The 14,329-nt window shown below is 67.0% G+C and carries 10 protein-coding genes and 1 tRNA gene; 7 read left to right on the top strand and 4 right to left on the bottom strand.

Annotation, left to right across the window (positions count from 1 at the left end):
• Positions 1–4 precede the first annotated feature (4 nt).
• The 3 genes from EB084_08515 to EB084_08505 all read left to right on the top strand — a co-directional run bounded on the left by EB084_08515 (position 5) and on the right by EB084_08505 (position 6,187).
• Positions 5–268 (top strand): hypothetical protein, encoded by a 264-nt coding sequence (locus EB084_08515; protein ID NDD28289.1) that lies wholly within the window; start codon positions 5–7, stop codon positions 266–268.
• A gap of 654 nt (positions 269–922) precedes the next feature.
• Positions 923–3,640, top strand: coding sequence for a pyruvate dehydrogenase (acetyl-transferring), homodimeric type (aceE, locus tag EB084_08510; protein ID NDD28288.1), 2,718 nt, complete (start codon positions 923–925; stop codon positions 3,638–3,640).
• A gap of 42 nt (positions 3,641–3,682) precedes the next feature.
• Positions 3,683–6,187, top strand: coding sequence for a copper-translocating P-type ATPase (locus EB084_08505; GenBank protein NDD28287.1), 2,505 nt, complete (start codon positions 3,683–3,685; stop codon positions 6,185–6,187).
• Between the two features lie 41 nt (positions 6,188–6,228).
• Here the strand turns inward: EB084_08505 and EB084_08500 are convergent, their stop codons facing one another.
• Both EB084_08500 and EB084_08495 read right to left on the bottom strand, forming a co-directional pair.
• On the bottom strand, positions 6,229–7,536 hold the full coding sequence (locus EB084_08500) for a hypothetical protein (protein ID NDD28286.1): 1,308 nt from the start codon (positions 7,534–7,536) through the stop codon (positions 6,229–6,231).
• Positions 7,537–7,591: 55 nt separating this feature from the next.
• Positions 7,592–7,674: transfer RNA gene (locus EB084_08495), tRNA-Leu, on the bottom strand.
• 214 nt (positions 7,675–7,888) lie between these two features.
• On the opposite strand from EB084_08495, the gene EB084_08490 reads away from it, so the two are divergent.
• From EB084_08490 to EB084_08475, 4 genes are all read left to right on the top strand, one after another.
• A complete protein-coding gene (locus EB084_08490; GenBank protein ID NDD28285.1) occupies positions 7,889–8,734 on the top strand; it encodes a hypothetical protein in 846 nt (281 codons plus the stop codon).
• A gap of 227 nt (positions 8,735–8,961) precedes the next feature.
• On the top strand, positions 8,962–9,282 hold the full coding sequence (locus tag EB084_08485; protein ID NDD28284.1) for a hypothetical protein: 321 nt from the start codon (positions 8,962–8,964) through the stop codon (positions 9,280–9,282).
• A 211-nt stretch (positions 9,283–9,493) separates the two neighbouring features.
• A complete protein-coding gene (gene zwf, locus EB084_08480; GenBank protein ID NDD28283.1) occupies positions 9,494–10,987 on the top strand; it encodes a glucose-6-phosphate dehydrogenase in 1,494 nt (497 codons plus the stop codon).
• Complete coding sequence (locus tag EB084_08475) at positions 10,987–12,153, top strand: hypothetical protein (GenBank protein NDD28282.1); 1,167 nt, start codon at positions 10,987–10,989, stop codon at positions 12,151–12,153. The genes zwf and EB084_08475 overlap by 1 nt, the downstream gene beginning before the upstream one ends.
• Here the strand turns inward: EB084_08475 and EB084_08470 are convergent.
• Complete coding sequence (locus EB084_08470; protein ID NDD28281.1) at positions 12,084–12,605, bottom strand: hypothetical protein; 522 nt, start codon at positions 12,603–12,605, stop codon at positions 12,084–12,086. The genes EB084_08475 and EB084_08470 overlap by 70 nt on opposite strands.
• A 169-nt stretch (positions 12,606–12,774) precedes the next feature.
• Positions 12,775–14,079: a hypothetical protein gene (locus EB084_08465; protein NDD28280.1), complete on the bottom strand. Its 1,305-nt coding sequence runs from the start codon at positions 14,077–14,079 to the stop codon at positions 12,775–12,777.
• Between the last annotated feature and the right edge of the window lie 250 nt (positions 14,080–14,329).

The following is a 14,329-nucleotide window of genomic DNA, read 5'->3' as shown; positions in this document are numbered from 1 at the left end:
GCGGGTGCGCCAGATCTGTGACGTCGGGCTGAAGGTGTTCGCCTCCGGCGTGCTCGAGCGCAAGTTCGCCGACGCCCCCGCCGAGGCCATCGCGGCCAAGGACGCCATGAAGTCCGCGTTCGAGCAGCTCCGCGACGGGCTCGACCGCATGCTTGCCTACACACGGTCGCAAGACCCGGAAGATGTCACCCAGGGCGCGGCCGCGGCGGAAGCCGGGTTCCATGCCATCAGCGCCGCGCAGGACCTCGCCATCGCGGCCGACCTCTGAGCGCCTGGCATCGAGCGACCCCATCGTGAAACGGGCGGGGGCGCCGCGACAAAACTGTGACAAACACGTAACAACCTGTTCACATCGGCAACAAATCGGCCCTCTCTGCTTCTTTACCCTCCGCCTCTGCTGCGGCACACTGGGTTCAGAAGACTGAAAGGAAGGTCACAACGACGATGGCAGGTGCAATTGGCGGCGGCGGTGGCGGCAAGGGCGGCGGAGACAAGGTCGGCAAGGTGAAGCAGATGGTGCAGGGCGTCATGAGCCTGGTCTCTTCGCTGATGCAGATGGGACAAGGCATGATGGGCGGCGGAGGCGGCTAGGGCTGCGCCCTCGCTCTCCCTCGGTCTGTCCGACGCAAGCCGCGCTCTCCTCGACGGGGGGGCGCGGCTTGCTTCTTTCTCCCCGCCGCCCCTGCCAGGCGTTCCCTGACAAGACGGCGGGAAGACGCGAATCAGACCCGCCTGTCACGCCCGGAACAGGCCTCGCAGGCAGGGGAAGACAGGGTTTGCCAGAAGAGGATGTCCTCTGCCTCGCGGCACCCGTGCTCCCGGCGCCAGAACCCGCGCCCGTCGCCGCAACCGCACCGCGGCGCTCCCCACGCCGCCGTGACCAGAGAGAGACTTGAAGACGGAGACATCCGAAGCCATGTCAATGTTGAAGAAGCCGACCGACCGGCCCCATGTCGAAATCAACAACCGAGACCACTACAGCCCCGATCTCGACCCCGTCGAGACGCGTGAATGGCTGCAATCGTTCGACGAGGTCGTGCAGCGCGAGGGGGTGGGCCGCGCCCACTTCCTCCTGAGCCAGCTGCTGCAGCGCGCCCACCTCGAAGGGGTGCCGCAGCCCGCCCTGTTCCAGACCCCCTACGTGAACACCATCCCGCCGCAAGACGAGGGCGCCTACCCCGGCGACGAGACGATGGAGCGTCGCATCCGGCGGATCATCCGCTGGAACGCCGTGGCCATGGTGCTGCGCGGCAACAACCACTTCCCCGGCATCGGAGGCCACCTGTCGACCTACGCCTCCGCCGCCTCGCTCTACGAGGTGGGCTTCCAGCACTTCTTCCGCGGCAAGGACCACCCCGGCGGCGGCGACCAGATCTTCTTCCAGGGGCACGCCTCTCCCGGCATCTATGCCCGCGCGTTCCTCGAAGGGCGGCTTGACCTCGACCACCTCGAGCGCTTCCGCCGCGAGGTCGAGCGCGGCAAGGGCCTCTCGTCGTATCCTCACCCCTGGCTCATGCCCGACTTCTGGGAGTTCCCCACGGTCTCGATGGGGCTGGGCCCCATCACGGGCATCTACCAGGCTCGCTTCAACCGCTACCTGCAGGCCCGCGGCATCAAGGACACCTCCGACCAGCGGGTGTGGTGCTTCCTGGGCGACGGCGAGACCGACGAGCCCGAGGCCCTCGGCGCGCTCTCCATCGCCGCGCGCGAGCAGCTCGACAACCTGGTCTTCGTCATCAACTGCAACCTGCAGCGTCTCGACGGCCCCGTGCGCGGCAATGGCAAGATCATCCAGGAGCTGGAGACGGTCTTCCGCGGCGCCGGCTGGAACGTCATCAAGCTGGTGTGGGGGCGCGAGTGGGACCAGCTTCTCGCACGCGACGATCAAGGGCTGCTGGTCAAGACCATGACCGAGACCCTCGACGGTGACTACCAGAAGTACTCGGTGGAGCACGGCGACTACATCCGCAGCCACTTCTTCGCCAAACACCCAGAGCTTCTGAAGATGGTCGAGCACCTCTCTGACGAAGAGCTGCGTCGCCTGCGGCGAGGCGGCCACGACATCCGCAAGATATACGCCGCCTACAAGGCCGCCTGCGAGCACAAGGGCGCGCCCACGGTCATCCTGGCCAAGACGGTGAAGGGCTGGACCCTGGGCGAAGGCGCCGAAGGGCGCAACATCGCCCACCAGCAGAAGAAGCTCTCGCTCAAGGAGCTCCTCGCCTTCCGCGATCTGCTGCAGCTCCCCATCAGCGACAGCGACCTGCCTGACGCGCCCTTCTACCGACCGAACCCCAACAGCCCCGAGATCGAGTACCTGCTCGAACGACGGCGCCAGCTGGGCGGCTTCGTGCCGAAGCGCGTGGCGAAGCACTTCGTCATGGAGATGCCCACCCTCGAGAGCTTCGACCGCTACCTCAAGGGCACCGATCAGCCGGTCTCCACCACCAGCGCCTTCGCTGGCCTGCTGGCCCACCTGCTGCGCCTGCCCGAGATCGGGCGGCGCATCGTGCCCATCATTCCCGACGAAGCCCGCACCTTCGGCCTCGATGCCCTGTTCCGGCAGTACGGCATCTACTCGTGCAAAGGCCAGCTGTACGAGTCGGTCGACCAGCAGATGCTGCTCTCATATCGCGAGGCCGAAGACGGCCAGGTGATTGAAGAAGGCATCACCGAGGCCGGCTCCATGGCATCGTTCACCGCGGCGGGAACCTCGTACGCCACCCACGGCGAGCCCATGATCCCGTTCTACATCTTCTACTCGATGTTCGGCTTCCAGCGCACGGGCGATCAGGCCTGGCTCTTCGGCGACATCCGCGGCCGCGGCTTCCTTCTGGGCGCCACGGCGGGCCGCACCACCCTCAATGGCGAGGGGCTGCAGCACGGCGACGGCCACAGCCACCTGCTGGCCAGCGTGGTGCCCAACGTGCGCGCCTACGACCCCGCCTGGGCGTACGAGATCGCCATCATCATCCAAGATGGCCTCAAGCGCATGTACATGGAGAACGAAGACACCTGGTACTACGTGACGCTGCAGAACGAGCCATACGCCATGCCGCCCATTCCGCGTGAAGACGTGGTCGATGGCGTGCTGCGCGGTCTCTACCTGTTCCGCGAGGCGCGCACCGATCTCAAGAAGGGAGCGCCGAAGGCCCAGCTGCTCGGAAGCGGCTCGATTCTTCGCGAGGTGCTGCGCGCGCAAGAGATTCTCGCCGATCGCTACAACGTGGCGGCAGATGTCTGGAGCGCCACCTCGTACCTCGCCTTGCGACGCGACGCCATGCACGCCGACCGTGAGCACATGTTCGCGCCGGAACAGCCCCGCCGCGTGCCCTACGTCACCTCGCTGCTCGAGAAGACCGAAGGCCCCATCATCGCGGCCAGCGACTACATCCGCGCCGTTCCCGATCAGATCGCACGCTGGACGCCACGTCCGCTGTACTCGCTGGGCACCGACGGCTTCGGCCGCTCCGACACCCGCGAGGCCCTGCGCCGCTTCTTCGAGGTCGACGCCGAGTCGGTGGTGCTGGCCACGCTGGTGCAGCTCAGCCACGAAGGAAGGTTCAAGGCCGCCGACCTCAAGAAGGCGATGCGCGACCTGGGGTTCGACGAATCGAAGCCGCATCCGGTGCACTTCTGAGTCGACCCGTTCCGACTCGGTGAGCCCGCACGGCACGCCCAGATGACCGACGCAAGCGAGTCAGGAGCGAACGCGCGGGTCGATCTTCCCGTTCAGGGAATGACCTGCGCCGCCTGCGCGCGCCGCATCGAGAAGGGGCTTGCCAAGACGCCGGGGGTGTCGCGGGCGCACGTGAACTTCGCGATGGCGCGAGCCACTGTGGAGTACGACAGCGCGAGCACCGGGGTCGCGCGCCTGACCGATCGCATCGAGCAGATGGGCTACCGAACGGCGGAGCCCGTGTCTGTTCGATTCAGGGTCACGGGCGACACCACCGAAGCGCTTCACGCGCTCGCGAGGGTGCCCGGCGTGCTCGAGGCCGCCAGGTCGGAGACCGCCTGCGTCGACGTGCGCTACCTTCCCGGTGCCACCGATCGCATGGCCCTGCGACGGATCATCGAGCAGACCGGCGTCACGGCGCAGACCATCGACGCGGGTGCGGAGTTCGATTCCACCGCCGTGGCCGAAGCACGGGAACGCGCCGATCTGAGTCGCCGCCTGCGGGTGGGACTGGCCCTCTCGGCCCCCGTCGTGATCGTCGCCATGGGACACGGTCGTCTCGACTTCCCGGGCGACCACCTCTTCGGGTTGCTGCTCTCAACCCCCGTGTACCTGTGGTGCGGGGCCCCCTTCCACCGCGCCGCCTGGGCGGCGCTGCGACATCGCACGGCCGACATGAACACGCTGGTGACCCTGGGAACCTCGGCGGCATTCATCTTCTCTGCTCTGGCCACCCTGATGCCAACCGCCTTCTCCACCCACGGGGGACACGCCCCTCCGGTGTTCTTCGAAGCCGCGGCCGTCATCATCACCCTCGTGCTGCTCGGCCGAAGCCTCGAGGCTCGCGCCCGAGGGCGGGCGGGCGAAGCCATACGCCGGCTCATGCAGCTGGCGCCTCCCACTGCCCGCGTGGTGCGGGGAGATCAAGAGATCGAGGTCGACGTGAGCGATCTGGTGATCGGAGACCTCTTCGTGGTGCGCCCCGGCGAGAAGATACCGACCGACGGCGAGGTGGTCGAAGGAAGATCGTCAGTGAACGAATCGATGCTCACCGGAGAGAGCCGACCGGTCGACAAGGCGCCCGGGGCGTCGGTCTTCAGCGCCACGCTCAACGGCACCGGAGCGCTTCGCGTTCGCGCCACCCGAGTCGGAGCCGACACCACCCTTGCCCAGATCGTTCGACTGGTGGCCCAGGCCCAGGGGAGCCGCGCTCCCATTGCGCGACTGGCCGACGAGGTGAGCGCGGTGTTCACCCCCGCGGTGCTGGCTGTGGCTTCAGTGGTGTTCATCGCGTGGATGGTGCTCGCCCCGCCGGACGCGCGACTGGTCCTCGCGGTGACGTCGACGGTCTCCGTGCTCGTGGTGGCGTGCCCCTGCGCCCTTGGACTGGCCACACCCACCGCCATCATGGTGGCGACAGGCCACGGAGCCGAGCATGGAATGCTCTTCAAGAGCGGAGAGGCCCTTGAGACCGCAGGACGCCTCGATGTCGTGGTGCTCGACAAGACCGGAACGCTCACCGAGGGACGCCCCGTCCTCACCGATGTGGTGATCCCGGAACCGCTCCACGCGCACGTCGATCAAAGCGACCGAGCGCCTGCAGAGACCGACCCTGAGCGCGATGCGCGTGATCTGCTTCGCCTCGCGGCCTCGGCGGAATCCGGCAGCGAGCACCTGCTGGGCGAGGCCATCGTGAGTGCCGCCGAGTCACGTGGCATCGCCCGCACAGCACCCACACGCTTCGAGGCCTTCCCCGGGAAGGGGATCGAGGCCGAGATCGAAGGAAGGGCGGTGCGCGTCGGAAGCGCGCGCTGGCTCGACGCGTGCGGCGTTGACACCACGCCGCTCCGACAGAAGGCTGAAGCCATCGCCGAAGAGGGACGAACACCGGTGCTGGTGGCAGTCGACAACCTCCTCGCCGGCCTGCTCGGGGTCTCCGATCCCGTGAAGGCCGAGGCGGCTGAAACGGTTCGACAGATGCGCGCGATGGGACTGCGCACGGTTCTGCTGACGGGCGATGTGCGACGCACTGCGGAAGCCGTGGGGCGCGCGGTGGGAACCGACGAGGTGCAGTCGGAGATGCTGCCGGGCGACAAGCTCGCCTGCATCACCGCCCTGCAGGAGGCAGGGCATCGGGTTGCGATGGTGGGCGATGGCATCAACGATGCCCCCGCACTGGCACGGGCCGACGTGGGCATCGCCATCGGAACGGGAACCGACGTGGCCATCGAAGCCTCTGGCGTGACCCTTGTGGGGAGCGATCTCCGCGGCGTGGTCTCGGCCATCGCCCTTTCACGCGTCACCCTGCGCACCATCAAGCAGAACCTGTTCTGGGCGTTTGCCTACAACGTGATCGCCATTCCGCTGGCGGCCGGCGTGATGTATCCCTTCACCCATTCGCTCATGTCACCCATGGTGGCCAGCGCCGCCATGGCGTTCTCGAGCGTGTCGGTGGTTCTCAACAGCCTGCGGTTGAAGAAGCACGCCCGCCTGGCACCGCCGCCCTGACACCGAGGGGAGCGCCTGCGAAAGCCGTACCCGCGACAGCGTCAGCCGCCGTTCCCCTCCTCGGCAGGGCGCACCGCGGAGAGCGCCCACCACGCGACGGGCGTGGCCACGGCCCAGAGCGCCATCGCCCACTCGGTACGGGGATACCAGCCCACGCGGAACTGCCACCACACGCACCAGAGGGTGAACGCCGCCGTGACCCCCGTGCACGCGAGCACACACACCAGCGCCCCGCGGGCAGGGAGCGGGCACGACGGCCACCGCACGTACACGCGGGCAGCGATCAGCAGCAGCGCCCAGAAGAGCACACCGACGAGGAACATGGCGAGGCGCTCATCGATGAGACGCAACATGCTCCTTGCGAAGCGTGCGGGCATGCCACGGGTCCAGTTCCCGTGACTCACCCGACTGGCCAGGTAGAGGGCGGCGCACTCACCGCGCTCGAGCGCCTGCTGAACCCGCGCCGGCGTATCGGCCCAGAGCGGCAGCACGGTGGCGCACATGGGCGTCGCCCCCTCGCGGTAGTCGAGATCTCCCGTCAGCGCAAGCCCCTTCTGTCTCGCCAGCGCCTGGGTCTCGGTGTCGGCGATCCAGCTGCCGTTCGTGACCTCGAACCCGCCCACACCTGCATCGACGAGGGCGGACGGCGAGCGATCCGCGGTCCACGGGTGGGCAGCGATGACCAGCCCCCCCTGTCGACGGGCTTCCGCGACAGCTTCCGGAACGCCGTGCTCCGCCGGTAGAACGGGGGTGCGCAGGTTGAACATGAGGAGATGGGTGGTGCCGCGATACTCCTCGCCGGGAACGATGACCATGGGCAGTCCGCTCGCCGCCACCCAGGCCTGCGCGCGCTCGACGGCGCGCATGCCGTTCGAGTCGGTGATGGCGAGCACGCGAAACCCCCGCTGATGGTGCCAGGACACGAGGTCCTCCGGCATGAGGGCACCCCCGGAGGCCTGGCTGTGGGCGTGAAGATTGGCAAGGCGAAACGGCGCGGTATCGGGTGTCACCCAGGAGACCCCCGCGCTGAGACGGGTATCGATGGCACGCACACACTCGAGCGCCCCGGCCATCGTGAGGGTGAGCGCCACCGCCGTGGCGACGACGGCGCGCCAGCCGCGCCTGCGCCGCACAAGCCCCGACAGCAGGAGCGAGAGCAGCAGAAGCGCCGTGAGGCTGAGGGCGCGATGCGGCAGAACAGAGAGGGCGACATCGAACCATCGCAAGGGCTCGAGCGGCGCGGTGAGCCACGACGGCATGGTGAGCTCGACGTGGGTCTGGGCCGCCGCCAGCGCGCCCAGCTTGTCACCCGCAGGCGTGCTCGACACCCACCAGATGGTCAGCGGCATTTGCCGATACACCTCCACGGAAGCACAGAAGCCCGCTTGCGCGAGCTTCAGGCTGTGGTGCGGAGAGAGGGACTCGAACCCTCACGGTTGCCCATACGCCCCTCAAACGTACGCGTCTGCCAGTTCCGCCATCTCCGCGGCTTGGGGGATTCTCCCGACGAAGTCGGGGTTTGCGCGAAAACGAGGGTCGCGCAACACGCACGTGAGTATACACGAGGCTCGAACGTTTGTCAACGATGTGGCAGACGTGGGTGTCGTCAGGAAGGAGCGAGGCCACCCTGTGAACCGCGCGCACCCGTGAACCGCCTGCACTGAACAGGATAAGGCACCGCGGCGGTGGAATCCCCGGGACATGGACTCAAAGAGCGAGTTGCTCGGTGCGCTGCGCCAGACGCTTCGTGGTGTCGAATCAGGATCCGAGCCCAAACGCCGCTCGAACAACCTCGAGACCACACTCGAGGCTGCGCTCGAGGCCGTGCGCGATGACGATGTGCGCGGTGGGCGACAGGCGGTGGCCGCGCAGCGTGCTCGTCTCGAGCAGGCGCGAAGCGATCTCGAGACCCAGTCCCAGAGCGTCCCGCCTGGGGGGAACGCGGAAGCCATCGTCGATCGCATCCGCAGCCTGTACGCACAGAATGCCGCCGCGCTCGACGCCCTCGATACCGCCGTGGCCGCCCTCGACGAAGCCGCGGTCGAACAGTGCTCCACCCACCTTCGTGATCTGACCGCCGAGATGTTCGACTGTCACGATGACTGGCAGGCAGAGATGCGTGCCCTCGAGCAGCACGAAGGCGGCTCTGTTCTGGTGCCCGAGGCATATGGCAAGCTGTACGACGCCTGTGAGGCCATCGCGCGAGGACAGATCATCCCCGCGGAGTGGAAGCGCGTGCTCGACGCGGTCGAGTCCGAGGTCACGCGCGTGCGCGCGCAGGTCGATACAGGGCTCGAGACCCTGAACACCCCCCTCGAGGGCGATACCTTTGCCCGCGCGGTGGCGAACGAGGTGCAGCGAGGGTTGAGCGAGAGCCTGCAGGGCTTGCATCGCATGCGTGACTTCGCCCGCACGAGCAGCGTCGCCGACCTGAATGAGGGGTGGACCCGCCTGGTGGCTGGCAACGTGCGCGTGCAGAAGGCCATGCGCTCGCTCACCGCTGGCCAGGGCCGCAGCACCGACGTCGTCATCCTCGAGGACGAGTGAAAGCCTCGCGGCACTTGTTGCCGCGATGTGAACACAATTGCTCGAATCCCCGCTGCGATGTTTACATCGGCAACAAAACGGACGCTTTATCCGCCCTTTACCCGGCTTGACGTACCCGTATCAGAGCGCGCGCCCGGCACCCGTGAAGCCTGGAGGGCAACGGGGGTCAAGCGCAGGCGGCACAGCCCGCCTGAGGTACGGTGACGGAGCGTGGAGGAATTCTACGAATGGATGAGATGAATCCGATGAACATGATGAACGGCATCAACCCGATGGGCGGCATGGGAATGATGGGCGGCATGGGCCCGATGGGAATGATGGGCGGCATGGGCCCGATGGGAATGATGGGCGGCATGCAGGGAATGATGGGCATGCTGATGGGGCTGCTCATGGGCATTCTGCTCGCGGGAATGATGGGCGGCCAGCACGGCAGCGAGAACAGCTGCCGCCAGTGCCAGTCCCAGGGCAACTTTGGCGGTCATAACGCAATGAACGGCGTGGGCGCCTTCGGCGGCATCGGTCAGGGCTTCAACAGCTTCCTGAGCTGACGCCTCCGCCACGAGCCGAGCCGGCAAGAAGGAAGGCGTGGCCTCCGGGCCCAACCCCTCTCGAACGGGGACTGCGTCGCGGGCGAACCGCGACGCGCACCTCGCATCACGAGCCTGGGGTACTGCCTTGCCTGTTCTCGAAACCCCCTCTGAACGCGTGAATCCCCTGCGCCTCGGCCTGCGTCTCGAACGCACGCCGGAGCCTTGCATCATGATCATCGCTGGCGCAAGCGGAGACCTGTGTCACCGCAAGCTCATCCCCGCGCTCTTCAGTCTGGCGCGCTCGAAGCTGCTGCCTCCCGGCTTCACCATCCTGGGGCTTGCGCGCACCCCCATGTCCGACGACGCCTTCCGGACGACCGTCACCGAGTCGATGCGAAAGCAAGGCGTCGACGTCTCGAGCCCCTTGTGGGAATCCTTCGCCAAGGGCCTCTACTACCACGCGGGCGATTACGCATCGGCCGACACGTGGTCTGCGCTCGGCGCGCGGCTCACCACCATCGACGAAGCACGCGGAACCTGCGGCAACCGTCTCTACTACCTGGCCGTTCCCCCCACCGCGTTTCCCGTGATCATCGGGGGGCTGGGTGCGGCTGGGCTCTCGCACGATGCCCACGATCCCATCGGCGGTCACGCCGACGGCGTGGGAGGATGGGTTCGCATCGTCATCGAGAAGCCGTTCGGACGCGACCTCACCTCTGCCCGCCAGCTGCAGCGCGACGTGCAGAGCGCCTTTCGCGAAGACCAGGTCTTCCGCATCGATCACTACCTGGGCAAGGAAACCGTCCAGAACATCATGGTTCTCCGATTTGCAAACCTGATGTTCGAGCCCGTGTGGAACCGCCGCTACATCGACCACGTACAGATCACCGTGGCCGAGAGCCTGGGCGTGGAGAAGCGCGGCGGCTACTACGAACAGGCCGGTGCGTTGCGCGACATGATCCAGAACCACCTGATGCAGGTGCTCAGCGTGGTCGCCATGGAGCCTCCCGCCACGTTTCGCGCCAACGAGGTGCGCGACGAGACCGCAAAGCTGGTTCGTGCCATACGCCCCTTCTCAGGAGACGACGTGTCACGCTTCACGGTACGAGGGCAGTACACGAAAGGCTGGGTGAACGGCGCCCGCGTTCCCGGATACCGCGACGAGGAAGGGGTCTCACCCACCTCGACAACCGAGACCTTTGCGGCGGCTCGGTTCACCATCGACAACTGGCGCTGGGCCGACGTGCCGTTCTACGTGCGTTCCGGCAAGCGTCTGGCCCGCAAGCTCTCCGAGATCGCCATCCAGTTCCGCAAGCTTCCGCATCTTCTGTTCCAGAACGGCCCCCAGAGCGAGGTCGACGAGAACGCCCTGGTGATCCGCATACAGCCAGACGAGGGCATCTCCATCCGCTTCGAGGCCAAGCTCCCCGGACCGCACATGATCCTGCGCCCCGTGCGCATGGACATGCGATACGGCTCGACCTTCGGAGGCGAATCACCGGATGGCTACCAGCGGCTCCTCCTCGACGCGCTGCTCGGCGATGCAACGCTCTTCGCGCGGTACGACTGGGTAGAGGCCTCCTGGACGCGGGTGCAGCCCATCCTCGACGCCTGGCACACTGACAGAGGCAGCGATATCCCGACCTACGAAGCAGGCTCATGGGGCCCACCCGAATCCCGTGAACTGCTGCGCCAGGACGGCCGACGTTGGAGGCGATTCTGATGAGCGACGCCAGTGAGATCTGTGAGACCCCCGAGAAGACCGCTTCAGGCGCCAACCCAGAAGAGCTTCTCACCAATCTCACCAAGGCATGGCAGGAGCGGGCCGATGGCATTGCGGGAGGCCCCGGCGCCGTCGTGCGCACGTCGACCCTGAGCCTGGTGATCTACTCCGGAGGCGCGAGAGCCGCGGAGCGCGCCGAAGCCATCATGCCAGACCTGACGGCTGCGGTCGCGTGCCGCGTCGTCCACATCGTGGCCGACGATGATCGGACCGCGCCGCTCACGGCCACCTCACACGTCCACGCGCGAACCGAGAACGGCGTGCGCACCATTGCGTGCGAGCAGGTGACCCTGAAAGGCGGCGTCTCCGCGCTCGACTCGCTGCAAGGGGCGGTGGCGCCCCTGCTGTCGCCCGATCTCCCGGTGGTGCTGTGGTGGCGAGGCGACCCGCCCTTCGAGGGAAGCCTGTTCGAAACGCTGGTACAGGCCGCCGACCGGGTGATCTTCGACTCTTCGTACTTCGTCGAGCCGGAAGACGATCTGCCCTGGGCGCTCACGCTGCTCGAGCACCATGTGAAGCTCGATGTGGCCTGCACAGACGTGAACTGGGCTCGGCTCACGCCGTGGCGGGGACTGGTGGCGCAGTTCTTCGATGGCTCGGCCAACATGTCGGGTCTCGAGCACATCGATCGCGTCACCGTGGAGTACGCTGACCCGCTGCTCACCGATGATCGCGCCGCGGTGCAAGCCTGGTTGCTGACCGGCTGGCTGGGCAGCCGCCTGCGCTGGGGAGCAACCGCACGCGCACCCTGGGGAGGCACGCCGACCTTCTCGGTGCGCGCCCCCCACGGCGAGGTGTGCATCGCGCTGAAGCGCCAATCGAGCGACGGCCCCCCGGGGCTTCGCGCCGTCGAGCTTCACGCGGCGGGCCCGCAGCCCATGACGTGTCGCGTCGAGCTGCAGGCTTCAGGCGAATGCATTCGCACAGTAACCCTGCTCGAGGGGCGCCCTCCCCTCGAGCGGATTGTCGGCGCCGATGCCCAGAGCTATGAGCAGCTCATCGCCGACGAGCTGGCCATGCCGGGACACGACGCCGTCTACACAGACGCCCTGCGGTTAACGGTGCAGCTGCTGCCCCATGCGCCAGAGGCCTGCAGCCCGAGCTGAGCCGCGCGGTCAGCCCCCTGCGATGGGGGCTGGGCGTCGATGCTGGCCTGCCAGTCGGTGAGCTGGGCGGCGAACACGCGCTGGCGGCCGGCCTCCACCGCCATCTGGCTGCTCAGCACCTGCCCCACATAGATGCCCACCCCGAAGCCGATGGCGTGCGCGATGGGGCCGCTCAGCGCCGGCAACCTGGCGGTGGCGATGATCACGCCCAGGCCCGCAAATCCGAGAACAGCGGCCTCTCTTCCCAACGAGGCCGCACGCTTCTGCGCATGCGCGCGCATCTCGTCGAGGGTGCCATCTGGCGAAGCCTGGAGCGTGCGCACGAACTGCTCGTTCTGCGCCTTCAGCTCGCTCTTGTAGGGCGTGGCGGAATTGGCCAGGAGGCTGGCCTGATAGGCGACGGCGCGTTGCAGCAGCTCGCCTCTGGTGATCTGTTGTCCGATGACGGTCATGGCTTGGTTTCCCCTGATTGGAATGACATCGACAGGCCCGCAGGCCTCCTCGTCGATGCGGCATCAGGGTATCATGCGTCGACCTGTCATGTTGTTGCATTTCTGTGAACGCAACCCATCTTGAATTCGCAAAAAAAGCGACAATGACGGGGTTTTTGCGTGCTTTTGATCACCCTCGCCCGATGACGTCGAGGTTGTCGCTGAAGAGCACCCGAGGGCATTCGATCTTCTCGATGAGACGGTGACGATCGATGCGCTCATCGAGCAGATCACGGTTGACGTGCGCATCGAGGGCGCTCTGCACCTCTTCGAAGGTGAGCCAGAAGACGCAGCCGTCGAGACGCAGCCGGCGATCGAGGGCCACGAGGGTGCGACGGATCTCGTCCCAGCCGTGAAGCAGCCAGTGCAGCGAGGTCTCACGCAACGAGAGCCAGGTGCGCGCGCACTCGACCTCTTCATCGTGGGCACCGCGCACGATGGTTCGCGGTGCGGGCTCGACGGTGCGGCGGCGCTCGATCTCCTGCCAGAGCTTCTCCGGGCTCTCTCGCCAGCGGGGCACCCCAAGCTCGAGATCGATGGGGGCGCGATGTCCGATGGCCTCGAGCAAGGACTCGAAGGGCCAGGGCGAGTAGGCGGCACGGTTCATGACCGCGTCGACATCAGCCTCGGCTCGCGGATGCACGTGCATGAGCTGCGTGTGCGTCTCGTCGACCCCCAGCCGTCTCTCGAGACGACCGGTGAGGTATGCCGTCACCGCAGCCGTCTTGAGAACCTCTACCGCGAACTCATCGACGGTGCGACGCACCCAGCTGCGCAGGCGCGTGAGCAGGGCGGAGGCATCGAGGTTGCGCAGATCTTCGCCGTGTGCACGCCTGGCCTCGGCGATGAACAGCGGGGCGACACCGGCCGCCAGGGGCTCGGCCTGGCTAGAGGCCCACCGGTCAAGCCGACGACGCGCGCCGAGAAGGGTGAGGAACGTGCGGGGAAGACGCCGCCAGAGCCAAGGCGAGGCGGCGCGGAAGTCGAGGCGCGGCACCGGGTACTCGGCTTTGGCGGGATGGCTTCGAATCTCATCGGCCGCGTGGGTGAACGGGAAGGTCGCCATGTACGAACGGGAGAGGCGACTCAGGTTGAAGTAGGGGCGACCGCAGATGAGATCGAGCACCCCCGTCTCGTCAAGGGCCGGATCCGGCTCGAAGCCGAGTGACCTCTGGCCGCTCATCATGCGGCGCAGCAGCGACCACGTCATGGGCAGGGGCGTCTCGAGGGTGTTGAGCAGACCGAAACGGCTCCAGATGGTGCCCTTCGCATCGGCCAGCGCCTGGGCGCGGCCGATCTCGCTCACGCGAACGCGCTCGCGCATGCGCTCGGAGATGCTGGGGCCCGGAGACGGAACGGCCTGCAGATGGGCCGTCTGGGAGGGCAACGGGGTCGCCGGCTCCTCGGGGTTGAGGTGACGCGCCTCTTCGGCCACGGGGGACGCCTCCGTCGCTTCGATGCACCGCGCGCATCGAGTTTGGGGGACCGTGCATGCCGCCCTCGGCGTCGCGTGAATCGTACCAAGAAGCCGAGGGCGCCACGATGAGTATAGCACGAATTTAATTCAAGTTCCATCCCCATCGTCCGAGCGACGTGAAAAAAGTGCCACCGCCAGCGCATTGGGCGAAGCACGGAAAGACAGCGGCGACCTCTAACGAGGTCGCCGCTGTTGTGTTTCCCAGGCC

Source organism: Pseudomonadota bacterium, from assembly GCA_010028905.1.
Lineage (GTDB): Bacteria > Vulcanimicrobiota > Xenobia > RGZZ01 > RGZZ01 > RGZZ01.
The sequence above is the reverse complement of the archived record's forward strand: the minus strand, read 5'-3'. Positions and strand labels throughout refer to the sequence as shown.

Bases quoted from the DNA above. Each gene is read 5' to 3' on its own strand.
- aceE (NDD28288.1), top strand. From the start codon at position 923: ATGTTGAAGAAGCCGACCGACCGGCCCCATGTCGAAATCAACAACCGA.
- EB084_08505 (NDD28287.1), top strand. From the start codon at position 3,683: ATGACCGACGCAAGCGAGTCAGGAGCGAACGCGCGGGTCGATCTTCCC.
- EB084_08500 (NDD28286.1), bottom strand. From the start codon at position 7,536: ATGCCGCTGACCATCTGGTGGGTGTCGAGCACGCCTGCGGGTGACAAG.
- EB084_08490 (NDD28285.1), top strand. From the start codon at position 7,889: ATGGACTCAAAGAGCGAGTTGCTCGGTGCGCTGCGCCAGACGCTTCGT.
- EB084_08485 (NDD28284.1), top strand. From the start codon at position 8,962: ATGGATGAGATGAATCCGATGAACATGATGAACGGCATCAACCCGATG.
- zwf (NDD28283.1), top strand. From the start codon at position 9,494: ATGATCATCGCTGGCGCAAGCGGAGACCTGTGTCACCGCAAGCTCATC.
- EB084_08475 (NDD28282.1), top strand. From the start codon at position 10,987: ATGAGCGACGCCAGTGAGATCTGTGAGACCCCCGAGAAGACCGCTTCA.
- EB084_08470 (NDD28281.1), bottom strand. From the start codon at position 12,605: ATGACCGTCATCGGACAACAGATCACCAGAGGCGAGCTGCTGCAACGC.